This window comes from Xanthomonas translucens pv. cerealis, assembly GCF_006838285.1.
Lineage (GTDB): Bacteria > Pseudomonadota > Gammaproteobacteria > Xanthomonadales > Xanthomonadaceae > Xanthomonas_A > Xanthomonas_A cerealis.
On sequence record NZ_CP038228.1, the window covers coordinates 1565010 to 1586618 of the forward strand.

Sequence of the window (21609 nt, forward strand, 5' to 3'; positions counted from 1 at the left end):
CAGGCGCTATCGGTAATGCCTGTCGCGGCTGAAGCCCCTACATTGGATCCGGGTGCTCACGCGCTCTGCGGACACAGCCGCCGGTACAGCGCGTTGAAGCTGCGCACGGTGTGCTCGGCGTCCTCGCGCACCGCGCGGCACTGCGCGGACCAGGCCAGGCGCAGGCGTAGTTCGTCGTCGGCCAGGACCTGGCGCAGGGCTTCGGCCAGGCCAGCCCAATCGCCGGTCGGCACCGCCAGCGCCGCCGATGGCGCCCATTCCAGCAGGTGCCCTACCCCGGTGCCGACGGTGGGTACGCCGGCCACCGCCGCTTCCAGCAGCACCATCGGCCCGGCTTCGTGCAGCGACGACAGCACCAGCAGATCGGCGGCCTCCACCAGCGGGCGCAGTTCGCGCTGGGTCTTGAAACCGAGGAAGCGCACCTGCTGCGACAGCCCGAGTTGCGCGACCAGGCGCTGCATCTCGCCGTCGAGCGTGTCCACGCCGACGATGTCGATCCGGAACGCGACGCCGGCGCGCGCCAACGCCGCCAGTGCGCGCAGCAGCGTCGGCTGGTCCTTGACCCGGTTAAGGCTGGCCACGTGCAGCAAGCGCGCGGTGCCGCCATCGCGCCGGCGCGGCGCGCGCGGCGGCCAGGCGCGCAGGTCCACGCCCAACGGGACGCGCTCGGCGGCGATGCCCAGCGCCTGCAGCGCCTCGACGATCGGCGCGCTGGCCGCGGTGACCGCGTCGGCCAGCCGCAACACAAGTGCTTCGCGCAGCCGCCCCTGCCATTTGCGCCGCCCGCCGTAGCCGATGGCATGCAGCGCGACCAGTTCGCCGCCGGCGATGTGCACCAGGCTCGGCCGCCGCAGCAGGCGCGCGGCGGCCACGGCGATCAGGCTGCAATGGCCGGAGAAGATCGATTGCACCAGGTCGAACGGCGCCTGCCGATGCTCGGCGCGGATCGCGGCGACCGCGCGCAGGCGGGTACGGCCGTCGCCGATGTTGTGGATGCGCGCGCCGAGCAACTCCCAGCATGCCGGCGCAGGCTCCTGGTGCAGCACGAACACATGCACCTCGTGGCTGCGCGCCAGGCGTTCGATCAAGGTCAGCAGCACCGGGATCACCCGGTACTCGCCGCTGCGATCGACCCCGCCCGGCACCACCAGCGCCAGCCTCATGGGTCGCTCCGCGCGGCTTGCTGCAGCAGCTGCGCATAGGCGCGCGACCAGCGCCGCCCGACCGCCGCGAACGACAGCTGCGCATCGAAATGGGCGCGGACCTGCGCCGGCGACGGCGGTTCGGCGGCGGCATGCACCAGCGCCTCGGCGAGCAGCCCGGCATCGCCGCATGGCCACAGTTCGCCGACGCGACCGCAATCGGTGAGCGCGCGGAACGACGGGATGTCGGTCAGCACCGGCAGCGTGCCGCAGGCGAAGGCTTCCAGTGCCGCATAGCCGCAGCTTTCGGCCAGGCTGGCCGACACGAACAGATCCGCCGCACGCATCAGCGTCTGCACCTGCGCATGGTCGACCTTGCCGAGCAGATGCACCCGCCCATGCAGGCGCGGATCGCGTCGTATCCGTTCTTGCACCGCCTCCAGCAACGGCGCGCTGCCGAAGGCGCAAAACAACTGCAACCCCGGCAACCGCGCGGCGGCGCGGGCCACGCCGTCGAGCACGGTCAACGGGTCCTTGCCGGCGCTCAGGTGACCGACCCACAGCACGCAGGGCGCGCCATGCAGCCCGCTGTCGCGCCGCGCCTGGGCGCGATCGCCGGGGGTGAAGCGGCAGCTGGATTCGGGAATCGCGAACAGGCGGGTGGACGGCGCGAACAGCCCGGCATGCACGAACGCGCGCGCCAGATCGAGCGAGGTGAAGGCGATTCCCGCCGCGGCCGCGTACCACTGCCGCCACTGCGAGCGGCGCCACCAGCGTGGCGGGCGATTGGCATGGTCCTGCAGCAGGATCGGCACTTGCGGCAGCTGCCGCGCCATGGCGCAGGCCTCGCGCGCGAACTCCAGGCCGTGCACGTGAACCACGTCGGCGCCGATCGCGTGCACGATGCCGGCGATGCGCCGCGCACGGCGGCGGCGGCTGGCATCGCCAGGATCGATGAAGTGATATTCCACGCCGTTGCGCAGCAACTGCTCCGACCTGTGCGCGGCCTGGATCACCGACACCCGGGTGCCGGCGCTGGCCACCGTTTCGGAGATGTCGGCCAGCGACGGCCAGTGCGCGAACACCTGCGCCGGCGCAAGTCCCGGCGGAGTGCGGACGAAATTGATCTGGGCGACGTGCATGGGGTTTGCGCTGGGAGGCGACATGCCTAGATGCCGGAAACCTGCGGCAGGCGCAGGCACACCAGCCAATTGGCCAGGTTCAGCGGCGCCAGCGGGAAGCGCGCATTACCGCGCGAGGCGATGGTCGGATTGACCAACAGCGTGTTAGGTGTGGAAGGCATGCAAGGAGATCGCAAGGCAAGGCTCATGGCAGGCGTCGCAGCAGGAACACCAGCGCCACCGGCATCTGCAGCGCGGCAGGATCGAAGTGCGCGCCGGCGGGAATGTCGGCAGGGTCGAGCATCGGTTCGCGCACCGCCTCGATCCTCAATCCGAGCGTGGCGCAGGCCGCATGCCAGTGGCTGTAGAGGTGTTGGCTGTGGCGTACCGCATAACGCTGGCCAGCGGCCTTGAAATCGCGCTTCCAGCCCAGCGCGTGGCCGATCGGGTGCACGTCGCTGCACAGCACGCTGCCGCCCGGGCGGGTGGCGCGGCGCAGTTCGGCCAGCGCCGGCAACAACTGCGGCAGATGCCCGACCGCCAGCGCGCAGATGCTCAGGCCGGCCTCGGCATCGGCCACAGGCAGCGCGTCCAGGCTGCCCTCGCGCAGCGTATAGCGATCGCCGGCGCCGGCCGCCTCCAGTTCGCGCGCGGCGCGGCTGAGCATCTGCGGCGACAGGTCCACGCCGGTGGCGTGCGCGGCGCCGCGTTCCAGCGAATGCAACAGATAACGCCCGCTGCCACAGCCGGCATCGAGCACGCGCTGGCCGTGCAGCGCGGGCGGCAACAGCGCCAGCATGGCGCGCTGCTCGGCCTGCATCACCGGGTTGTGCGCATGCGCCGGATAGCTCGCCGCCCACAGCGCATAGGCCTCGAACGGGTCCAGGATCGGCACGGCGCTCATGCGCGGCACACCTGCAGGGCGACGGACGGCTCCGTCGTGCGAAGCGCGTTTGCTTGCAGCTCCAATCCGGGTTCGAGCGCGAGCAGCGCTGGGTCGGCCAGTTCCGCGGCCAGCAGCTTCGGTACGCCGTCCAGCGTCACCGGTACTGCAGCGACGCCAGCGGCCTCGAACCAGTCGGCGAAATCCGGATCGGCGATGCGCGGGCGCCCATCGCGCACCACCGCACGCAGTGCGCTGCGCGCCAGCCCGACCAGACTATGCGCCGGATCGCCGCCGCGGTCGCCGACGATCAGCAGATCCGCAGCAGTGCCGACCGCGAGACTGCCGCGTTCTGGCAGACGCAGGATGCGTGCCGCGGCGGTGGTCGCCAGTGCCAGCGCCTGCCCGGCATCCACGCCGTTGGCGGCGGCCACCTGCAGTTCCTCGAGCAGGTCGCGCGCGCCGCTCAGGCGCGAATCGCTGCCCAACGCCAGGCGCCCGCCGGCGTACAGCCGGCGCGGGTCCAAGGTGCGTCCCAGCAGCGTCAGATTGCTCGACGGGCACCAGACCACGGCGGCGCCGCAGGCGAGCACGCGCTCGATATCGGCCGCGCTCAGTCCCACGCCGTGGATCAGCACGCTGTTGCCGGCCAGGCAGCCGCGCCGCTCCAGCTCGGCCAGTTCGCCGGCGGCGAGCGCATCGGTGCCCTCGGCCAGGTGGATCATCCACGGGCGGTCGGCGGCGGTCGCGGCGAAGCTCTGCGCCAGCGGCGGACCGTAGTCGGGTCCGTGCAAGGCGTAGCTCCAGCCGAACTCGCGCAGCAGCGCCACCGGGAAGTCCGCCGCATCCAGTTCGGCATGCCACGGATCGTGCTGGGCGACGCAGGTGACGCCGGCAAGCAGGTTCTTCAGCGCGCCGTGGCGCAGGCGCAATGCTTTGGGCACTTGCAGCGCGGCGGCGACCGCGGGATCGCGGAAATGCGCGGCGAACGCCTCGATCCAGGCGTAGCTGTTGGCGAACGGCGCGGTCTGCGGCAATGGCGGCACCGCATTGACCTGCAGGTGCTCGTGCGCATTGATCAGCCCCGGAAACACCAGATGCCCGTGCAGCGCGACCCGGTACGCCGCAGTGGCCGGCGCGGCGACGATGCGTGCGCCGCGCAATGCCAATGGCGCGCGTACCGCGCCGGCCGGGGTAGCCAGGCGCGCGCCGTGCAGGCAGATCTCGGCGCTAGCGGAAGGCGGGCGCATCGGTCAGCGCTTGCGCATCACGATCAGGAAGTGATCGCCCATGTCGCGCAGCAGCGGCCAGCCGCCGATGCGATCGTCCAGCCGGCCCAGGCGTTCGCCCCAGCGCGGGTGGCGGCGGTAATGCTCGACCAGGTACGGCGGCGGCAGGCACAGGCTGAGCGCGCGATAGGATTCCAGGGCGAAATGCGCGGAAAAGGCGCGGTAGAACTCGCGCGGCAGGTAGTACCAGGTCCAGATCGTGTGCCCGTTCATGCCCACCGCGGTGACCCCGCGCGCACCACGCACCGCGGCGCGGCGGAAGCGTCCGCGCAGCGCGTAATGGCCCACTTCCCATGGGCACAGGCGCCCGATCACCGAGAACACCAGGCGCCCGTCGCGGCGCAGCAGGCGCGCGCATTCGGCGGCGACCGCGGGCAGATCCGGTGCGCAGTTCAGCGGGCCGAAGTTGGAATACATACCGTCGAACTCGCCGTCGAGTCGGTCCAGTTGCTGGATGCCGACGTGCGCCGCGCTGAGCCGCCCGTGCAGCGCCGGGTCCTGCGCCCGCTGCCGGGTGCGCGCCACCATCTGCGGCGACCAGTCGGTGGCCAGCACGTGGTAGCCACGCTGCGCGAACTCATGGGCGTCCAGGCCGGTGCCGCAGCCCAGGTCGATCAGCCGCGCGCCGACCGGCAACTGCGCGGCCACCGTGTCCCACAGTGTGGTGCGCATGCGCTGGATCAGCTCGTTGTTGCCGCGCGGGCCGTCGTAATCGGCGGCGACGCTATCGAAGGCGCGCTGGGTTTCCAGCAGCAGCGCCGGGTCGATCGTCGCCGCGCGCGCAGCGGCGCCGGGCTTGCCATTCGCACTCACATCCACTCTCCACTCGCCTGCCATCGTCGGGAACCGCCGTGCCGGCCGCAAGCGCGGATCGCACGGTACGCCCGTGAGTGCGGGCAGCGGCCGGTTTGGTTGAATCGGCGTGAGCGCTGTGGTCCGTTGTCGCGCTTATGCGCCGCTGGCGGCCTGCACAGGCGGTGGCGTGGGTGCGGCATGCCGGCGCCGCAGCGCGTTGCGGGCGATCGCGGCGAATACGCCCAGACCGCCGCCCAGCATCAGCGCCACCGCAAGCACCAGCACCGGATTGGGAAACGCCGGGCGTTCGGGCACCTCCGCCGCCCATGGCGCGGAGGTGTCGTAGGTATAGCGTGCGCCGAGCCGGGCGAGCAGGTCGTCGCGCTCGGACTTCAGGCTGCGGATGGTCGCGTTCTTTTCCGACAACAGCATGTTGCCGAGCAATTGCTGCTCGACGCTGCCCTTGCGCTCGGCCTGCTGTTGCAGCAAGACTGCGCGCTCGTCCTGGGTCGCGGCGAGTTCGCTGCCGATGTCCTGCAGGCGTTCGCGGGCCTGCTGCATCGGGACGGCCTGGATGCGCCGATGCAGCGCCTGCAGCTGCGCCGTCGTCGCCGCGGCCAGGGCGCGCGCCCGCTGCGCCGACTCGGAACGCAGGCTCAACGCGATCAGGTTGGCGTAGGGATCCGGGTCCAGTTTCAGGCTGCTGCGGTACAACGCGGCCTCCCCCCCGTCCAACGGCAGGCCCAGGCTGTGCAGCACCTGGTCCTGGAACAGCCGGGTCTTGATCCGCTCAATCACGCGCTGGAACGGCTCCAGCTTGGGATCGCGCCCGGCCGGGGTCGGGCCGAATTCGCCGACCTGCACCCACGCGGTGGCTTGCCACTGGCGCGTGGCGACATGCAGGAAGGCGAATGCCAGCGCCAGCGCCGCGAGCAGCGGCAGCACGCACCAGGTCCACTCGCGGCGCAGGATCTGCCACAGGTCGATCAGGTAGATTTCGTCTTCTTTCATGGCAAGGCACTTCTCGGAGAAAAAGGTGGCGATAGCGCCTGCCCCGCCCTGCCCGCCGCCGCGGCAGCGCGACGGTTCGGCAACAGCGCGCTGCAGGCGTGCAGGACCAGGCACAGCGCGATGAAGCCGGCGTTGGTCCAGGTGAAGGCCTGCGGTGCGAACGGCGACATCAGGCAGGCGTAGGCGATGCGCAGGAACACCAGCAGGTTGAACAGCGACACCGTGCTGCCGAGCAGGCGCACGCTCCACAGCAGCGCCGCGTATAGCGCCAGCATCGCGGCCAGTGCGGCGCCGGCGCCGCCGGCCAGCAGGAACGGGAAGAATTCGGTGCCGACGTTGATGTTCGGCGCATCCAGCGGAATGCCGGTGCCGGCGGTGGCGATCGAGCCGCTCAGCGGCACCAACTGGTTGACCAGGAAACTGGCGTTGACGTAGTCCTTGGCCAGCATCGCGCCGAAGTTGTATGGGCCGGCGCCGATGTACAGCAGCAGCCACTTGATGCCTTGCGGCGCGGCGCGGTACAGCGCGCCGAACGGCAGCGTCACCGAATCCAGCGAACCAGAGCGCAGCGTGCCCAGCAGCGAGAACGCCGCGCCGCCGGCGACCAGCAACGCCACGATGGCCTTCCACGGCACCGGCCGTGCCGGATCGCGCCGCAGCAGCAGGAGCAGGCCGAAGCTGAACAACCCGGCGAAGATGCGGTTGCGGTCGATCACCAGCACCGGGAACACGAAGCCGGCGACGATCATCGCGTTGCGCAGCGCCTTGTCGCGCACGCACAACAGCGCGATCGGCGGCAGGATCCAGCACATGTTGGACAGGTGCCGCACGTGCGCATGCAGCGGCGTCAGGTCGGCATACGCGGAAGGATTGGTGAACAGGGGGATCGGGAACAGCGCCAGGTCCAGCACGCAGAACACGCCGACCAGTGCGGCCAGGCACAGCGCGACGAAGGCCTCGCGGGTGCCGGCATAGCGCCGCGCGCGAAACGCGGCCAGCGACGGCAGGCGGATGCCATGCAACGCATCCAGCAGCAGCGTCGTTGCGGCCGCGGCGGCCAGCAAGGCGATGCCGGCGGCATAGCCGGGCGGCAGATCGAAGCTGAGCAGGGTCAGCGCGCAACTGAACAGCAGCGGCAGGCCGAAATAGCTCGACGGCAGGCGCAACAGGCGTTTCATGCGCGCTCGGCCAGCGGCGCCGCCGCGGCCGGCCGCAGGCGTGCCAGCAACGACAGCCAGGCATGCGCCAGCAGGTGGCCGCCCAGCGCCGCCGGCTGGCGCCGCAGGAACGCGATCTTGGCCGCGATGTAGTGCGCCTGCGCATGCAGCAGCGTGCGGCACGGCGCATCGAACAGCGCGGCGCGGCGCAGCGCCACCTGCCGCGACTCGGTCAGATTGGCCAGGCGGCTGGGCAGATGCCGGGTCCTGCTGGCGTTGGCGCCATGCAGCCGGTAGGCGCAGACGCCGACGTCGATGAAGCCCAGCGCGTCGCGCGCGACCAGGCGCAGGAAGAAATCCCAGTCCTCGATGTGCAGTTCTTCGTCCCAGGCCACGCGCGCCTGCAGCGCGCTGCGCCGCACTAGCGCCACCGCCCCGCTCACCGCCCAGTGCCGGATCACCGCGCGGCGGATGCCGGCGTCGCTCAGGTACAGGCGTTTGTCCACGCCGTGCAGGTCGCGCATGCTGCTCTGATGCAGCAGGAGACCGTCCGCATCGACCACCACCGCATCGCCGATCACCGCGGTCTTGCCCGGCGATGCGCGCAGATAGGCGACCTGCGCGGCCAGACCGCCCGGCAGCAGATAGTCGTCGCTGGCGCCCAGGCGCAGGAACTCGCCGCTGGCCATCGCCACCAGATGGTTCAGCGTGGCGGCGATGCCGCGATTCTCGCGCGTCCAGAACCGCACCGGGATGCGCTGCCCGTGCCGCGCGATCCACTCGGCGATGCGCGCGGCGGTGGCGTCGCTGGAGCCGTCGTCGACGATCACCAGTTCCTTGTTCGGGTAAGGATCTTCCAGCACGCTGTCCAGGCAGCGCTGCACGAAGCGTTCGTGGTTGTATGCCGGCACCAGCACCGACACCAGCGGCGCATCGCTGCGCGGTTCGAGTTCGGCCATCAGCGCAGTCCTCCCAGGTAGCGACGCACCACCACGACGTTGAACGCCAGATACAGCGCGTAGTTGACCGCGAACGCGTATGCCGCCCCGATCAGGCCCATGCGCGCGGTGAACAGATACACCAGCCCCAGATAGCTGGCGGCGAATACGCATTCGGACACCACGAACAGCCGGGTCATCGCCTTGGCCAGCATCAGGTACGAAAGGACGAACGAGGCGATCTTGATCACGTCGCCGACCAGCTGCGGCGCGTACAGCGGTGCGGCGGCGGCGAAGTCGACGGCGAACAGCAAGCGCGTGATCCAGTCGCGGCACACATAGATCGCCGCGGCCAAGGCGATCACCGCCGGCAGCACGTAGCGGTAGGCGGTGCGCAATTCCAGCAGCAGCCCGGCGCGGTCGCGCAGCGCCGCCAGCTTGGGCAGGTAGTAGACGTTGATCGCGGTGGTGAAGAACAGCAGATAGGCTTCGGACACCTTGCTCACCGCCTGCCAGTAGCCGACCTGCTGCCAGCCGAAGGTTGCGGCCAGATGGTCGCGCACGCCGATGTTGACCAGTAGCGGCAGCAGCGCCGAGGTCAGGGTCATCACCGAGAATGCGGCCAGGCGCCGGGTCATTTCCGCATCGAAGCGGATGCGCAGCATGTCGCGGCGGAAGTACGGGCTGCGCCGCAGCGCCGGCAGGCCGGCGCACAGCCACAACACCTGCCCGGCGACCAGCGCCAGCAGCGCGCCGTACAGCTGCAGCCAGCGCGACAGCCACAGCACCACCAGCACGCTGAGCACCGAGCCGGCGACCTGGATGAAGGCCAGCCGGCGTACGTCCATGAAGCCGTTGACCACCGCCAGGATGTAGTTGACCAGGGCGATGCCGAGCTGGGCCACGGCCAGCACGCAGATCAGGCTCTGGTAGTGCGGATCGCCGAGCAGGCGCTGCGCGATCTGGCGGCTGAACAGCAGCGCGACAACGCCCATCACGCAGGCCGCACAGCACGCATAGCCCAGCGCCGCACCGAGCAGTCGCGCCAGTTTCTGCGCATCGTCGCGGTACTCGGCCACGTACTTGACGATGCCCGCGCCGATGCCGCCGCCGGCCAGCACCGCCAGCAACGACATCAGGCTGGTGAACTGGCCGAGCCGGGCCACGCCGGCCGGCCCGGCATACACCGCGACCAGCTTGAGCACCAGCAACGCAGCCAGCAGCTTGGCCGCGGTGGCCACGCCGCTGTACAGGCCGCTGCGCAGCACGTTCATGCCGTGGTGGCCCCGAACGCCAGGCAGGCGTCGATCACCCGCTGCACCGCGGCCGCATCCAGGGTCGGCCCGATCGGCAGGCTCAGCACCTCGCGGTGCAGTTGTTCGCACAGCGGCAGGCTGCGTCCGCTCAGTGCGGCATAGGCCGGCTGCCGGTGCGGCGCGACCGGATAGTGCACCAGGCAATGGATGTCGCTGGCCTGCAGATGGCGCTGCAGCGCGTCGCGCCGGGCGCAGCGCAGCACGAACAGATGCCAGGCGTGGGCCGCCTCGTCGGCCACCTGCGGCAGTTGCAGCTGCGGATGCACGATGCCGGCGCGGTAGCGCCGCGCCACATCGCGGCGCAGGGCGATGTCGGCATCCAGGTGGTTCAGCTTGACCCGCAGCAGCGCCGCCTGCATTTCGTCCAGGCGCGAGTTCACGCCTTGCACCAGGTGCCGGTACTTAATGTCCGACCCATAGTTGCGCAGCATCCGGATCTGCGCGGCCAGCGCGGCATCGTCGGTGGTCACCGCGCCGCCGTCGCCGAGCGCGCCCAGGTTCTTGCCGGGGAAGAAACTGAAACCGGCGGCGTCGCCGAAACTGCCGGCGTGGCGCCCGTGCAGGCGCGCGCCGTGCGCCTGCGCCGCGTCCTCGATCAGCAGCAGACCGTGCTGGCGCGCCAGCGTTTGCAGCGCGGCCATGTCCGCCAGCTGGCCGTACAAGTGCACCGCCATGATCGCCCGCGTGCGCGGGCCGATCGCGCGCTCCACGCTGGCCGGATCCAGGTTGAAGCTGAGCGGGTCCGGCTCCACCGGCACCGGCAGCAGCCGGTTCTCGCTGATCGCCAGGAAGCTGGCGATGAAGGTGTTGCCCGGCACGATCACTTCGTCGCCGTCGCACAGCCTGCCCAGTTCGCGGTAGCCGCGCAGGATCAGGGTCAGCGCGTCCATGCCGTTGCCCACGCCGATCGCATGTTCGGTGCCGCAATAGCCGGCGAACTCGCGCTCGAACGCGTCGAGCTCCTCGCCCAGCACATACCAGCCCGAGTCGATGACCCGTGCCGCCGCGGCCTTCAGTGCGTCGGCATAGCGGGCGTTGAGCGCGCGCAGGTCCAGGAACGGCACGCTCATCGCAGATCCCAGGCGTAGAAATCGTGGACCACGCCGCGCGCGCCGAAGCGCTCCTTCTGCGTGACCAGGCCGTCGTTGAGCACCTGGCCTTGCTGCTCGGTGGAAATGCCGAGGCTGAAATACGCGCGCTGCGCGTAGCGGTCTTCGATCAGATCGGCCAGCAGCATGCTCAGCGCATCCACGCGCCGGCCCTGCTCGGAGCAGGCAAGGTACTGGGTGTGCACCACCCGGCCGAAGTCGTACAGCAGCGTGCCGGCCAGCAGCGCATCGCCGTCGCGCACTTCGTACAGCAGCAGCTGTTCCGGAAAGCGCCCGCACAACAGGCGCAGTTCCTGCAGGCTGTGGGTGGGCGTGGCGCCATGGCGCTGCAGCACCTCGCTCAGCAGCGCATGGAACGGGGCCGGGTCGTCGCTGCGCTGCACGCGCAGGCCGGCTTTGCGCGCCTTGCCGATCGAGCGCCGCCGTTCGGCGGCGAAGCGCGGCCGTTCGCGCAAGGCGATGGCCGAGGACAGGTCGCGGCGCTGCAAGCGCGCGCCGAGCCGGTGCAACACGTACAGATCCTCGTCCGCGGGCGACGCATGGAACAGGTGCGGCACCGCCTTGTACAGCAGCTCGTGCACGCCCTCGGCGCGGTAATGCGCGGCGATCTGCTCGAACACATCCAGCGTCGCCGCCGCGCGCAGCCCATGCGCGGACAGCAGCCCGGCATAGCTCAGCCCGGCATGGCTGACCACGCGCGTGCCTTCGATGTTGGCCGGGAACACCGCCAGCAGCGCACAACCGCGTTCGACCAGCAGCGAGGCATCGACGAAGCGCTCGGCGTGGTAGTCCATGTAGCCGCGCCGGTGCAGCAGGTTGCCGTTGCGGGATTCGGCGATCAACGCGTCCCAGGCCGGCGCATCCTCGGCGCGATAGGGCCTAACCGAATACATCGCCGCTTCCCTCGCCCGCGCCCTGCAGCAGCGGCGCCACCGCCACGCCGAAGCCGTCGCGGCCCATGTCGTTGCCGTTGTAGAACATCAGCACGCGGTCGCGGTGCCGGATCAGCGCCGGATAGCACAGCGTGCGCGCGTCCCAGCCGCCGGGCGAAAGCGCCAGGCCGAAGGCCTCGTCGCACCGCTGCCAGTGGCGGCCGTCGGCGCTGCGCGCCACGCCGGGGAAATACGCGCCGCCGACATTGCCGCGGGTGAAGTACATCAGGTAGCCGCCCTGGTGGCGGTAGACGCGCGGGCGGCCGATCCGGTATTCGCTGCCCTGCGGCTGCAGGCACAGCGTGTCCTGGCGCGGGATCGACTGCAGGTCGTCGGTTTCGGCGTAGCGGATGTGGTAGCGCGGGAACGGCGTGCCGTCGATGTGCTCCCAGTCGTCGCCCACGGCGTACCACAGCCGCCAGCGGCCGTCCTCGTAGCGTGCCGAATGCACCGCGGCGATGGTGCTGCGCCCAGGGGCGCGGTCCAGCAGCGGCGTGTCCTGGCGGCGCTGGAACGTCTCGCCGCCGTCGCTGGATACCGCCAATCCGGTGAAGGCCAGGAACTTGGCCTTGGCCACGCGCTGGAAGCCGACATAGAACATGTACAGCCCATCCGGCGCGGCGACCACGTCGCCGAGGATCATGCCGTTGTCGTCGAAGCAGCCGTCGCGTCCGATGTCCAGCACCGGCGCGGCACTGACCCGCACTACCCGGGTCGGAGCGTCGCCACGCACATCGACGTAACCAATGCGGCTGACCCCGGCGTCGTCGCGGAAGCCGGCGTAGACCCGGATCAGTTCGGCATCCAGGCGATGCGGGGTCGGCGTCAACGCCGAATGCCGCATCCAGCCGCCGACCCCGTCGCGTGCGGTGGCGAACGCCAGGCCGCGTTTGCTCCAATCGAACATGGCGTCAGAGCGTCACGTCGAAGCTGGACTTGCCGGCCACCGCACGCGCCGGGGAACCGACGTAGACCCGGCCCGGCTCGGTGTCGCGGGTGACCAGCGCACCGGCGCCGATCACGTTGTCCGCGGCGACCTTAACCCCGTCGCTGAAGGTGGCATTGACCCCGATGAAGCTGCTCTGGCCGATTTCGCAATAGCCGGAAATCACCGCATGCGAGGCCACGAACACGTGGTCGTGGATCACCGTGCGGTGGCCGATGTGGTTGCCGCTCCACAGGATGCAGTTGTCGCCGATGCGGGTGAACGGCTGCACCACATTGCCTTCGAACACGAAACAGTTCTCGCCCAGCTGCGCATTGCGCCAGACGAAGGCCCGCGAACTGACGTAGCTGGCCAGGCGATAGCCGCGGCGCTTGGCGTCGAGGAAAAACCGCGTGCGCAGGCGGTTGAGGCCGCTGGCCGGAATCGCCACGAACGCCTCGACCTCGGCCGGCGGGTACAGCCGCTCCAACTCCTCGTACGCCACCACCGGCCGCTCGGCCAGCGTCGGCGCGGCGATGTAGGCGCGCTCGGCGCTGAAGGCCGCGACCTCGTAGTCGCTGTCGTGGCTGAAGTACTCGCAGGCGATCTGTGCCAGTTCGCCCGCGCCGATGATCACCAGTGGCCGTGCCATGCGCCTACGCCTCCTGCCTGCGTTCGCCCGCGGCTTCGCGCAGGAACTCGTCGTAGTCGAGGATGTAGTCGGTCGGATCGTAGGCCTGGTCGGCCAGCACCATCAGCACGCAGTCGCCGCTGAAATCGTACAGGTCGCGCCACACCATGCTGCCCAGCAGCAGGCCCTGGCAGGGATCGTCCAGCACCACCTGCACCGGTCCGCTGCCGTCGTCGAGCAGGAACGACACCGAGCCATGCAGGGCCACCGCCAACTGGTTGAGATGGCGGTGCGCATGCTGTCCGCGGTGCACGCCGTTCTTGGTGGCGAACAGGTAGTACACGCGGCGGATGTCGAAGGGCACGTCGCGTTGCTGTTCCAGAGCCACCAGCAGGCCGCGCTCGTCGCCGTGCGTGCGCAACTGGATTCGTTCGATTGCCATGAGTGTGTCCGACACGGACTCCGACGCGGAGGTACCAGGCTGAGTGCCGCCGGCCGGCGCAAAGGTTGCGCCATGCCACATGCAACACCGATGCGAACGCCGCCGCCACGCCGACGCAACCTTTTGCCGCGCGCCCGGCACCCATCTGCGACCACCACTGCGCCAGCCGTTGCGCTGCCCGCGGGTGGCGCAGCGCGACGCCACGCACGGCAACCCGCATTCCATCGACACGACCTGGACAGGGCACTCCACCATGACTTCACCCACGCAGGCCGACGACGGCCCCCCGCTCTCCACAGCGCCAGCGCAGTCGCCGCACCCATCCGCAACGGCAGGCTTGCCGCGGCCAATGGTGGTCCTGCACTGGCTCACCGTGCTGTGCCTGGTGCTGGCGGCGAGCCTGATCCTGCTGCGCGAAGAGGTCGAGGGCCGCGCCGTACGCCAATGGTTGCTGGAGGGACACCGGCATTTCGGCCTGTTCGTCCTTGGCCTGTTCTTCCTGCGCGTGGCGCTGCGCCTGCGCCTGGGCAAACGCCACGATGCCGATGCCACCTCGCCGCTGCTGCGCGCGCTCGCCGGGCTCACCCACGTGGTCATGTATGCGCTGCTGCTGACCCTGCCGGTGCTGGGCTGGGCGCTGAGCCAGTCCATGGGCAAGCCGGTGCATCTGTTCGCCATCACCCTTCCCGAGCTGGTCGCCGCCGATCCGGATCTGGCCGACACGCTCGGCGCCTGGCACGTGGATGCCGCCTGGGCGCTGCTCGGGCTGATCCTGCTGCATATCGGTGCCGCGCTGTGGCACCACTTCGTGCGCCGCGACGACACGTTGCGGCGAATGCTGCGCTTCCGCCGCGGCTGAGCCGCGCCTTACGCCCTTCCCTCGTCCGCCGCCGCGCCGACCCGCTCAAGGACCACCCGCATGCAGACCACACCGTCTTCTCCTTCCTTCTTCCGCGCCGCCAGGCTGCGTGGCGCCGAGCAGGCCCTGCTGTGGTCCACGCTGGGCTCGCTGTTGCTGCTGGTCAGCCCGCGCGCCGCGGCGGTGCCGGCGTTCGCGCGGCAGACCGGCTCCTCCTGCGCGGACTGCCACATCGGCGCCTACGGGCCGGCGCTGACCCCGTACGGCATGCGTTTCAAGCTCAACGGCTACACCGACAGCGACGGCAACGGGACCAAGATCCCGGCATCGGCGCAACTCACCGGCACCCGCAGCGTGCCGGTGCGCGGCAAGACCAACAACCAGCTCAGCGAGGCCGACCTGTACCTGGCCGGGCGGGTCAGCGACAACGTCGGCGGCTACATCAAGGTCTCCAGCAGCAACAACGGCAAGGACAAGTTCACCACCAGGCTGGACAACGTGGACCTGCGCTTCGTCGCCAAGACCTTCAAGCTCGGCGGCAAGGACGCGCTGCTCGGGGTCAGCGTCAACAACAATCCGGGCAGCCAGGATCCGATCGGCATGCTGCCCAACGCCTCCGGCCTGGGTCCGGCCTCGGCCTACGCCAGCTCCACCACCCTGCTCAACCAGTCCTCGCTGTCCAACCGGGTGATCGGCACCAGCGTCTATGGCGTGTACGACCGCAACTGGTACGGCGAGATCGGCACCTACAACGCGTTGCCGGTCTCCACCCAGGACGATCTCGGCTACGCGGTCGGCGGCGACCCGGGCAAGCTCAGCGACACCGGCTACCTGCGCCTGAGCTACATGAAGGACCTGAAGAAGCAGTTCTTCTCCGCCGGCGTGGTCGCCCTGACCACCCAGCGCCAGCTGCCGCGCAGCAGCGGCCCGCGCGACGACTTCACCGACCTGGGCTACGACCTGAACTACCAGTTCCTGGGCACCCGCGAGCACATCCTCAAGCTGGGCTATCTCAACATCTACGAACGCCGCCGCTACGGCAGCGCGCTGATCGACCCGGCCGATCCGAGCGTGGCCGGACTGCGCCGCGGCAGCATCCGCGACCAGTCGATCAACCTCAACTACACCTACAAGCAGAGCTACAGCCTGTTGCTGGCGCACTTCATCAATACCGGCTCGGACGACGCGTTCCGCTACCGCCCGTACGGCGCGCCGGACACCACCAGCAACCTGATCAGCGCGTCCTGGGCGCCGTTCGGCAAGGACGATTCCTTCACCTCGATCGCCAACCTGCGCCTGTCCGCCACCTGGTTCCGTTTCAGCAAGTTCAACGGCAGCACCGGCAACGTGTTCGGCGCCCTGCCGGTGACCCGCCCGCACGACCTGAACCAGTTCTCGCTGGCGCTGAGCCTCGCCTTCTGAGTACACCTTTCCCCCACCCACGGATCGTCATGAAACCAACCAACGCATTTCCCCTGTGGTGCACCTTGATGGCCAGCCTGCTGCCGCTCGGCGTCGCGCTCGCGCCCGCCGCGCATGCCGGCGGCGGCCTGCCTGGCGCCGGCGTGTTCGCCAGCGAATGCGCCGAATGCCATAGCGCGGCGCCGGGCAAGAACAAGAAAGGCCCGACCCTGTTCGGCGTGGTCGGGCGCAGCGCCGGCAGCGTGCCGGACTACCGCTACTCGGACGCGATGAAGAAGACCCAGTGGACCTGGAGCGACGACAAGCTGCGCAGCTACCTGTCGCAGCCGGCGTCCAAGGGCATTCCCGGCGCCAACATGAAATACGACGGGCTCGACGACAGCAAGCAGCTGGAGGAGCTGATTGCCTATCTGCATTCCCTGCATTGACCTGCGCGGCAGTGACGTCGGCCCCCGATCACGCCATCTTCGAAACTGAACCGGGTGTCCACAAGCCGGCGCCCGGCGCGGCGCAGCCGGGCGGCAATGCCGATAATGCCGACCTGCCCCGGGGGGCGAGCGGTCCGGCATTGCCGCCGCCCGGCCCCGAGCGTTCCCCGCGATTGGACCCGCGACCATCGAGCGACCGTGCACAACCGCCATTCCGCCGCCCGGCTCCCTGTCTGCGTGCGCCCCGCCTGCACCCGCTGCCCACGGCCGCGGCGGCCGCCGGCGTGCTGGGTGCGCCGGCTGATCTGCGTGGCCGCGGCTAGTCCCGTGCCAGCTGCCGCGCACCCGCTGTCAGCGCGTCCGCCGCCCGCGTGCATGTCTGCGCTACACGGCGCGCTGGCGCTGGCGCTGTGCCTGCCGGGCACGGCGCTGGCCGCCAAGGTCGGCGGCGCGGTCGGAATCAGTACGCAATTGGTGGATCGCGGCATCGCCGTGACCTCCGATACCCCGTCGCTGCAGCTCGCCGGCTACTGGCTGCCAGCGCCGGGCTGGTCGCTGAGCGCCTCTGCCAGTTCGGCGCTGGACGCGCCCGGCCATCAACTGCTGACCACGCTCGAACTATCGCGCAGCTGGACCCTGTCCGACAGCTGGCAGATGCAGGTCGGGCTGGTGCGCTACAGCTATCCCGGCAACCGCATCAACCGCGCGTTGAACCGCAACGAGGCCAGCATCGGCTGGTCGTACCGCGACCGGCTCAGCGTCTCGGCGGCCGCGTTCACGCTGCCCGACAGCTACCCCGGCCGCTACTACGGCGCTGCCGACCTCACCGTCCACCAGCCACTGCGGGCGCAGCTGTCGCTGTCGGCCGGGATCGGCATCAGCCAGGCCCCGGCGGCCCTGTACGGGCTGGATTATGCGAACCACTACAGCTACGGCCACGCCGGGCTGATGTGGAATGCCGGCGCCTGGAGCGTGGAGATCGACCGCGTGTTCAGCGACGCGCACAGCATCTACACCAGGCGCCGCAACGGCATCTGGCCGTGGGTGGCGACGCTGTCGCGCGCGTTCTGATCCGCACGCAACCTTTCCGTGCCGACCCGGCACATACCGGTGCCCGTTGCCAAGCTTGCCCTCCATGACCGACACCGATCCACTAGGCGATGCCACCGACCGCATGCTGCTCCGGCGCATGGCCGGCGCCGACCGCGACGCGCTGGCGACCCTGTACCGCAACTACCATGGGCGCCTGTGCCGGTTCCTGTCGCGGCTGACCCGGCGCCCGGACATCATCGAGGAGGCGATCAACGACTGCTTCTGGATCGCCTGGCAGAAAGCCGGCGATTTCCGCGGCGACTCGCAGGTCTCGACCTGGATCATGGGCATCGCCTACCGCTGCGGGCTCAAGGCGATCCGCCACCACAGCGACGATGCGATCGATGACGGAGTGAACGCCGAAGACCACTTCGCCGCGACCGACCCGGACGAGGACCGCGAGCTGCGCGACTGGCTGGGCAAGGGCCTGGAGCGGCTGTCGGCCGACCAGCGCATGGTGGTCGAGCTGGTCTACGGCCTGGGCCACAAACTCGAAGAAGTCGCGGCGATCATGCAGTGTCCGGTGGGCACCATCAAGGCGCGGCTGTTCCATGCGCGGGTCAAGCTGCGCAACGTGCTGCCGGGATTGGCCGGCGGCACTTCCCCTCTGACGGAGAGCGTGTCATGAAGACAGGCTGCAACGAACCGGGCAACGAATGCTCGCACGCCTGGGAACTGATGCCGTGGGTGCTGCAGGCCAGCGCCACGGAAGAAGAACATGAGTGGCTGATCGCGCACCTGGCCAAGTGCGCCTCCTGCAGCGCCGAGTTCGCGCAGCAGAGCCGGCTGCGCATGGCGATGTCGCTGCCCAGCGACGTGCCGGTGGATGCCGAGGCCGGGCTGCAGCGCCTGCTCGGCCGCCTCGACGCGCCCGAGCCGCAGCGCCTGCCGGCGCGCGTGCGCGCCAGCTGGACCACGCGCGCGCTGGTCGCCGCGGCGCTGGTGCAGGCGGTGGGGCTGGGCGTGCTCGGGGTCAGGCTGTCCGCCAGCGACCAGGGCCAGGGCAGCAGCTACCGCACCCTCAGCGAGACAGCGCAGCCGCTGGCGGCGGACGCGATCCGCGTGGTGCCGGACACGCGCATGACCCTGGGCGACTGGGACGCGGTGCTATACAAGCTGAAGTTGCGCGTGGTCGCCGGCCCCAATGGCGCCGGCGCCTACACCGTGGTGCCGGTCCAGGCCGGGGCGCCGGCACAGCCGCAGCGCAGCGTGCAACAGCTGCGTGCGACGCCGGGCATCCGCCTGGCGGAGCCGATTGCCGCACCATGAACCTGCGTCGCGCCTGCCTGTTCGTCGCCTGTCTGGCGCTCGGCGCCTGCGCCCATGGCGGGCGCAACGCCACCGACGCGCCCGCCGCTGCCGCAGCGGCGCCAGCGAAGACCCCGGCCCTGGACGCCTCACCGGCCTTGGACAGCCAGCGCCAGATCGTGCTCGCGGTGGCCAACCCGATGGCCGCGCCGGGCCGGCACGCCGGCTCCAACCTGATCGGCTATGCCTCTTCCAAGTATTACGGCGCCGGCACCCAGGCAGCGGCAACGCTGGACGCGCTGACCCAGCGCTACCGCCTGCGCCAGGTGACCGGCTGGCCGATCAAGCCGCTCGGCGTGTACTGCGTGGTGCTGGAGCCGGCGCCGGGCGAGCAGCGCGACGCGCTGCTCGCCGAACTGGCCAAGGACGAACGCGTCACCCTGTCGCAGCCGCTGCAGGAGTTCGCCACCTACGCCGACGCCGCGCCACCGGCCCAGCCCGCGCAAGCGCTGCGCTACAACGATCCCTACGTGGACATGCAACGCGGCTTCGCCGCGACCAACGCCGCCAGCGCGCAACTGCTGAGCCAGGGCCAGGGCGTGAGCGTGGCCATCGTCGATACCGGCGTGGACACCGCCCACCCGGACCTGCAGGGCCGGCTGCGCGAGGTGCGCGACCTGGTCGGCGCCGACCCCACCGCGTTCAATCGCGATCACCACGGCACCGAAGTGGCCGGGATCATCGCCGCCGCCAGCAACAACCATCTGGGCATCGTCGGCATGGCGCCCAAGGCCCTGCTCGACGTGTACAAGGCATGCTGGTACCCGCAGCGCGCCGGCGCCGGCGCCGGCTGCAACTCCTTCACCCTGGCCAAGGCGCTGGTCGCGATCGGCGATACGCGCACGCGCATCATCAACCTGAGCCTGGGCGGCCCGGCCGATCCGCTGCTGCGCAAGCTGCTCGAGCAGTTGCTGCGGCAAGGCCGCATCGTGGTCGCGGCGATGCCGCCGGACGGCCGCCTGGACGGCTTTCCCGATGCCACCCCGGGGGTGATCGTGGTGCGCAGCAGCAGCGCCAGCACATCGCCGCCGGGTGTGCTCAGCGCACCGGGCGAGGACATCCTGACCACCCAGCCCAACGGCGGCTACGACTTCACGTCCGGCTCGTCGATGGCCACCGCGCACGTCAGCGGCGTGGTCGCGCTGCTGCTGGCGCTGGCGCCGCAGCTGGATGCGCGCAGCGTGCACGCGCTGCTGCAGCGGACCAGCCGGCAACGCGACGGCCTGCTGCAGGTCGATGCCGCCGCCGCGGTGCAGGCCCTGCCCCGCGCCGCCGCCACGGCACGCTGAGCGTGGCGGCCATGGGCAAATGGATTCCGCAATGGCTGCATCGGCTGTCCTCGCCGCCGACCTTCTACCGTGTCGCCGGCACGATCCGGCCGTGGGCGCTGGGCGCGGCACTGCTGCTCGGCGCGGTCGCGTTCTACGGCGGACTGGTGCTGGCGCCGCCGGACTACCAGCAGCACGACGCCTACCGGATCATCTTCATCCACGTGCCCAGCGCCTGGATGAGCCTGTTCGTCTACGGCGCGATGGGCGCGGCCGGCTTCGTCGCCCTGGTCTGGCGGCTGAAACTGGCGGAAGTGGCGTGCATGGCCTCCGCCTCGATCGGCGCCGCGTTCACCTTCATCACCCTGTGCACCGGCTCGCTGTGGGGCAAGCCGATGTGGGGCACCTGGTGGACCTGGGACGCGCGGCTGACCTCGGAACTGGTGCTGCTTTTCCTGTACCTGGGCGTGATCGGCCTGTACCGCGCGATCGAGGACCCGCGCCAGGGCGCGCGTGCCGCCGCACTGCTGGCGCTGGTCGGTCTGATCAACCTGCCGATCGTGCACTTCTCCGTGGTCTGGTGGAACACCTTGCACCAGGGCTCCACGGTGCGCGTGCTGGGGCCGTCGAAGATGCCGCTGGCGATGCTGTGGCCGCTGCTGACCGCGGTGCTGGCGAGCAAGTGCTACTACCTGGCCAGCCTGCTCGGGCGCATGCGCACCGACCTGCTGGCGTTGGAGCGCGGCAAGGGCTGGGTGCGTGCGCTGGCGCTGGCCGCACCCGCGCCGGCAGCAGCACCGGCGGCGCCGTCCATGCCGGCGGAGCGCGCGGCATGAGCGGGTTCTGGGCGATGGGCGGCTACGCCGGCTACGTGTGGAGCGCCTACGCGCTGTTCCTGCTGGTGCTGCTGCTGGACACGCTGCTGCCGCGCTGGCGGCAGCGGCGCCTGCTCGCCGAAACGCGCGCGCAGCTGCTGCGCGAACAGGCGCGTCGCCAACGCGGCGCCGCGTCGCTGGCCTCAGGTCTCGACCATGAATCCCACCCGTAAGCGCCGCCTGCTGCTGGTGCTGCTGGTGCTGGGCGCGGCCGCGCTCGCCACCGGCCTGTTCGTGCTGGCCCTGCAGCACAACATCAGCTACCTGTTCACGCCGAGCCAGGTGCAGGCCGGCCAGGCGGACGGCTACCGCGTATTCCGGCTCGGCGGCATGGTCAAGGCCGGCTCGATCCGGCGCAGCGCCGATTCGCTGCGGGTGAACTTCACCGTGATCGATACCTCCGGCGCCACCGCGGTCGCCTACACCGGGATCCTGCCGGACCTGTTCCGAGACAACCAGGCGGTGATCGCCACCGGTTCGCTGCATGGCGCCGGTTTCGTCGCCACCGAGGTGCTGGCCAAGCACGACGAGACCTATATGCCGCAGGAACTGAAGGACGCGATGGCGCAGGCCCATGCGGGTCGCACTGCGGCAGCGGTTGCTGCGCCGGCCGCGCGGTCCGCAACGCCATGAAGCCGATACCGCCCTGCCGTGCCGCGCTGTGCT

25 protein-coding genes are annotated in these 21609 nt (G+C 70.3%); 10 read left to right on the plus strand and 15 right to left on the minus strand.

Annotated features, from left to right (window positions below):
* Positions 1-56: 56 nt before the first annotated feature.
* The 15 genes from E4A48_RS06970 to E4A48_RS07035 form a co-directional block, all read right to left on the minus strand.
* Entirely contained in the window at positions 57-1163 is a 1107-nt protein-coding gene (locus tag E4A48_RS06970; protein ID WP_039009956.1) for a glycosyltransferase family 4 protein, read from the minus strand.
* Complete coding sequence (locus E4A48_RS06975; protein ID WP_058196566.1) at positions 1160-2284, minus strand: glycosyltransferase family 4 protein; 1125 nt, start codon at positions 2282-2284, stop codon at positions 1160-1162. The genes E4A48_RS06970 and E4A48_RS06975 overlap by 4 nt, the downstream gene beginning before the upstream one ends.
* A 26-nt stretch (positions 2285-2310) precedes the next feature.
* Positions 2311-2445 carry a hypothetical protein gene (locus E4A48_RS20955; protein WP_256057580.1) on the minus strand — a complete coding sequence of 45 codons (135 nt, stop codon included), beginning with the start codon at positions 2443-2445 and terminating at the stop codon, positions 2311-2313.
* Between the two features lie 23 nt (positions 2446-2468).
* Positions 2469-3167, minus strand: coding sequence for a class I SAM-dependent methyltransferase (locus E4A48_RS06980; RefSeq protein ID WP_039010135.1), 699 nt, complete (start codon positions 3165-3167; stop codon positions 2469-2471).
* A complete protein-coding gene (locus E4A48_RS06985; RefSeq protein WP_058196565.1) occupies positions 3164-4396 on the minus strand; it encodes an amidohydrolase family protein in 1233 nt (410 codons plus the stop codon). The genes E4A48_RS06980 and E4A48_RS06985 overlap by 4 nt, the downstream gene beginning before the upstream one ends.
* 3 nt (positions 4397-4399) lie before the next feature.
* A complete protein-coding gene (locus tag E4A48_RS06990; protein ID WP_039010137.1) occupies positions 4400-5248 on the minus strand; it encodes a class I SAM-dependent methyltransferase in 849 nt (282 codons plus the stop codon).
* A 135-nt stretch (positions 5249-5383) separates the two neighbouring features.
* Positions 5384-6241, minus strand: coding sequence for a Wzz/FepE/Etk N-terminal domain-containing protein (locus E4A48_RS06995; protein WP_058196564.1), 858 nt, complete (start codon positions 6239-6241; stop codon positions 5384-5386).
* Positions 6238-7419 (minus strand): hypothetical protein, encoded by a 1182-nt coding sequence (locus E4A48_RS07000; RefSeq protein ID WP_142742124.1) that lies wholly within the window; start codon positions 7417-7419, stop codon positions 6238-6240. Before E4A48_RS07000 ends, E4A48_RS06995 begins: the two co-directional genes overlap by 4 nt.
* On the minus strand, positions 7416-8357 hold the full coding sequence (locus tag E4A48_RS07005; protein WP_142742125.1) for a glycosyltransferase: 942 nt from the start codon (positions 8355-8357) through the stop codon (positions 7416-7418). Before E4A48_RS07005 ends, E4A48_RS07000 begins: the two co-directional genes overlap by 4 nt.
* Positions 8357-9610, minus strand: a complete 1254-nt coding sequence (locus E4A48_RS07010; RefSeq protein ID WP_039009964.1) for an O-antigen translocase — start codon at positions 9608-9610, stop codon at positions 8357-8359. The genes E4A48_RS07005 and E4A48_RS07010 overlap by 1 nt, the downstream gene beginning before the upstream one ends.
* Positions 9607-10722: a DegT/DnrJ/EryC1/StrS family aminotransferase gene (locus E4A48_RS07015; protein WP_142742126.1), complete on the minus strand. Its 1116-nt coding sequence runs from the start codon at positions 10720-10722 to the stop codon at positions 9607-9609. Before E4A48_RS07015 ends, E4A48_RS07010 begins: the two co-directional genes overlap by 4 nt.
* Positions 10719-11654 (minus strand): GNAT family N-acetyltransferase, encoded by a 936-nt coding sequence (locus E4A48_RS07020; RefSeq protein WP_142742127.1) that lies wholly within the window; start codon positions 11652-11654, stop codon positions 10719-10721. Before E4A48_RS07020 ends, E4A48_RS07015 begins: the two co-directional genes overlap by 4 nt.
* Entirely contained in the window at positions 11641-12600 is a 960-nt protein-coding gene (locus tag E4A48_RS07025; protein WP_058196559.1) for a glycoside hydrolase family protein, read from the minus strand. The genes E4A48_RS07020 and E4A48_RS07025 overlap by 14 nt, the downstream gene beginning before the upstream one ends.
* Before the next feature lie 4 nt (positions 12601-12604).
* The gene (locus E4A48_RS07030) at positions 12605-13270 is read right to left on the minus strand and encodes an acetyltransferase (protein WP_142742128.1); all 666 of its coding nucleotides are present in this window, start codon (positions 13268-13270) and stop codon (positions 12605-12607) included.
* A gap of 4 nt (positions 13271-13274) precedes the next feature.
* Positions 13275-13691, minus strand: coding sequence for a sugar 3,4-ketoisomerase (locus tag E4A48_RS07035; protein ID WP_039009973.1), 417 nt, complete (start codon positions 13689-13691; stop codon positions 13275-13277).
* Positions 13692-14040: 349 nt separating this feature from the next.
* Here E4A48_RS07035 and E4A48_RS07040 point away from each other — a divergent pair, with 349 nt between their 5' ends.
* The 10 genes from E4A48_RS07040 to ccmE all read left to right on the plus strand — a co-directional run bounded on the left by E4A48_RS07040 (position 14041) and on the right by ccmE (position 21576).
* Positions 14041-14550, plus strand: coding sequence for a cytochrome b (locus tag E4A48_RS07040; protein WP_058196558.1), 510 nt, complete (start codon positions 14041-14043; stop codon positions 14548-14550).
* Positions 14551-14610: 60 nt separating this feature from the next.
* Positions 14611-15972: a cytochrome C gene (locus tag E4A48_RS07045; RefSeq protein WP_142742129.1), complete on the plus strand. Its 1362-nt coding sequence runs from the start codon at positions 14611-14613 to the stop codon at positions 15970-15972.
* A gap of 29 nt (positions 15973-16001) precedes the next feature.
* Positions 16002-16400, plus strand: coding sequence for a c-type cytochrome (locus E4A48_RS07050; RefSeq protein ID WP_142742130.1), 399 nt, complete (start codon positions 16002-16004; stop codon positions 16398-16400).
* 375 nt (positions 16401-16775) lie between these two features.
* On the plus strand, positions 16776-17471 hold the full coding sequence (locus E4A48_RS07055; RefSeq protein ID WP_039009980.1) for a TorF family putative porin: 696 nt from the start codon (positions 16776-16778) through the stop codon (positions 17469-17471).
* Between the two features lie 64 nt (positions 17472-17535).
* Complete coding sequence (locus tag E4A48_RS07060; protein ID WP_039009981.1) at positions 17536-18120, plus strand: RNA polymerase sigma factor; 585 nt, start codon at positions 17536-17538, stop codon at positions 18118-18120.
* Complete coding sequence (locus E4A48_RS07065) at positions 18117-18761, plus strand: anti-sigma factor (RefSeq protein ID WP_039009982.1); 645 nt, start codon at positions 18117-18119, stop codon at positions 18759-18761. The genes E4A48_RS07060 and E4A48_RS07065 overlap by 4 nt, the downstream gene beginning before the upstream one ends.
* The gene (locus E4A48_RS07070) at positions 18758-20089 is read left to right on the plus strand and encodes a S8 family serine peptidase (protein WP_039009983.1); all 1332 of its coding nucleotides are present in this window, start codon (positions 18758-18760) and stop codon (positions 20087-20089) included. The genes E4A48_RS07065 and E4A48_RS07070 overlap by 4 nt, the downstream gene beginning before the upstream one ends.
* 11 nt (positions 20090-20100) lie before the next feature.
* The gene (locus tag E4A48_RS07075) at positions 20101-20904 is read left to right on the plus strand and encodes a heme ABC transporter permease (protein ID WP_039010140.1); all 804 of its coding nucleotides are present in this window, start codon (positions 20101-20103) and stop codon (positions 20902-20904) included.
* Positions 20901-21116 carry a heme exporter protein CcmD gene (ccmD, locus tag E4A48_RS07080; RefSeq protein WP_004425707.1) on the plus strand — a complete coding sequence of 72 codons (216 nt, stop codon included), beginning with the start codon at positions 20901-20903 and terminating at the stop codon, positions 21114-21116. The genes E4A48_RS07075 and ccmD overlap by 4 nt, the downstream gene beginning before the upstream one ends.
* On the plus strand, positions 21100-21576 hold the full coding sequence (gene ccmE / locus E4A48_RS07085) for a cytochrome c maturation protein CcmE (protein WP_058196448.1): 477 nt from the start codon (positions 21100-21102) through the stop codon (positions 21574-21576). Before ccmD ends, ccmE begins: the two co-directional genes overlap by 17 nt.
* The last annotated feature ends 33 nt before the right edge of the window (positions 21577-21609 follow it).

What these genes read in the sequence shown, in the direction of transcription:
- E4A48_RS06970 (WP_039009956.1), bottom strand. Translation starts at nt 1,163, where the DNA reads ATGAGGCTGGCGCTGGTGGTGCCGGGCGGGGTCGATCGCAGCGGCGAG.
- E4A48_RS06975 (WP_058196566.1), bottom strand. Translation starts at nt 2,284, where the DNA reads ATGCACGTCGCCCAGATCAATTTCGTCCGCACTCCGCCGGGACTTGCG.
- E4A48_RS20955 (WP_256057580.1), bottom strand. Translation starts at nt 2,445, where the DNA reads ATGCCTTCCACACCTAACACGCTGTTGGTCAATCCGACCATCGCCTCG.
- E4A48_RS06980 (WP_039010135.1), bottom strand. Translation starts at nt 3,167, where the DNA reads ATGAGCGCCGTGCCGATCCTGGACCCGTTCGAGGCCTATGCGCTGTGG.
- E4A48_RS06985 (WP_058196565.1), bottom strand. Translation starts at nt 4,396, where the DNA reads ATGCGCCCGCCTTCCGCTAGCGCCGAGATCTGCCTGCACGGCGCGCGC.
- E4A48_RS06995 (WP_058196564.1), bottom strand. Translation starts at nt 6,241, where the DNA reads ATGAAAGAAGACGAAATCTACCTGATCGACCTGTGGCAGATCCTGCGC.
- E4A48_RS07000 (WP_142742124.1), bottom strand. Translation starts at nt 7,419, where the DNA reads ATGAAACGCCTGTTGCGCCTGCCGTCGAGCTATTTCGGCCTGCCGCTG.
- E4A48_RS07005 (WP_142742125.1), bottom strand. Translation starts at nt 8,357, where the DNA reads ATGGCCGAACTCGAACCGCGCAGCGATGCGCCGCTGGTGTCGGTGCTG.
- E4A48_RS07010 (WP_039009964.1), bottom strand. Translation starts at nt 9,610, where the DNA reads ATGAACGTGCTGCGCAGCGGCCTGTACAGCGGCGTGGCCACCGCGGCC.
- E4A48_RS07015 (WP_142742126.1), bottom strand. Translation starts at nt 10,722, where the DNA reads ATGAGCGTGCCGTTCCTGGACCTGCGCGCGCTCAACGCCCGCTATGCC.
- E4A48_RS07020 (WP_142742127.1), bottom strand. Translation starts at nt 11,654, where the DNA reads ATGTATTCGGTTAGGCCCTATCGCGCCGAGGATGCGCCGGCCTGGGAC.
- E4A48_RS07025 (WP_058196559.1), bottom strand. Translation starts at nt 12,600, where the DNA reads ATGTTCGATTGGAGCAAACGCGGCCTGGCGTTCGCCACCGCACGCGAC.
- E4A48_RS07030 (WP_142742128.1), bottom strand. Translation starts at nt 13,270, where the DNA reads ATGGCACGGCCACTGGTGATCATCGGCGCGGGCGAACTGGCACAGATC.
- E4A48_RS07035 (WP_039009973.1), bottom strand. Translation starts at nt 13,691, where the DNA reads ATGGCAATCGAACGAATCCAGTTGCGCACGCACGGCGACGAGCGCGGC.
- E4A48_RS07040 (WP_058196558.1), top strand. Translation starts at nt 14,041, where the DNA reads ATGGTGGTCCTGCACTGGCTCACCGTGCTGTGCCTGGTGCTGGCGGCG.
- E4A48_RS07045 (WP_142742129.1), top strand. Translation starts at nt 14,611, where the DNA reads ATGCAGACCACACCGTCTTCTCCTTCCTTCTTCCGCGCCGCCAGGCTG.
- E4A48_RS07050 (WP_142742130.1), top strand. Translation starts at nt 16,002, where the DNA reads ATGAAACCAACCAACGCATTTCCCCTGTGGTGCACCTTGATGGCCAGC.
- E4A48_RS07055 (WP_039009980.1), top strand. Translation starts at nt 16,776, where the DNA reads ATGTCTGCGCTACACGGCGCGCTGGCGCTGGCGCTGTGCCTGCCGGGC.
- E4A48_RS07060 (WP_039009981.1), top strand. Translation starts at nt 17,536, where the DNA reads ATGACCGACACCGATCCACTAGGCGATGCCACCGACCGCATGCTGCTC.
- E4A48_RS07065 (WP_039009982.1), top strand. Translation starts at nt 18,117, where the DNA reads ATGAAGACAGGCTGCAACGAACCGGGCAACGAATGCTCGCACGCCTGG.
- E4A48_RS07070 (WP_039009983.1), top strand. Translation starts at nt 18,758, where the DNA reads ATGAACCTGCGTCGCGCCTGCCTGTTCGTCGCCTGTCTGGCGCTCGGC.
- E4A48_RS07075 (WP_039010140.1), top strand. Translation starts at nt 20,101, where the DNA reads ATGGGCAAATGGATTCCGCAATGGCTGCATCGGCTGTCCTCGCCGCCG.
- ccmD (WP_004425707.1), top strand. Translation starts at nt 20,901, where the DNA reads ATGAGCGGGTTCTGGGCGATGGGCGGCTACGCCGGCTACGTGTGGAGC.
- ccmE (WP_058196448.1), top strand. Translation starts at nt 21,100, where the DNA reads ATGAATCCCACCCGTAAGCGCCGCCTGCTGCTGGTGCTGCTGGTGCTG.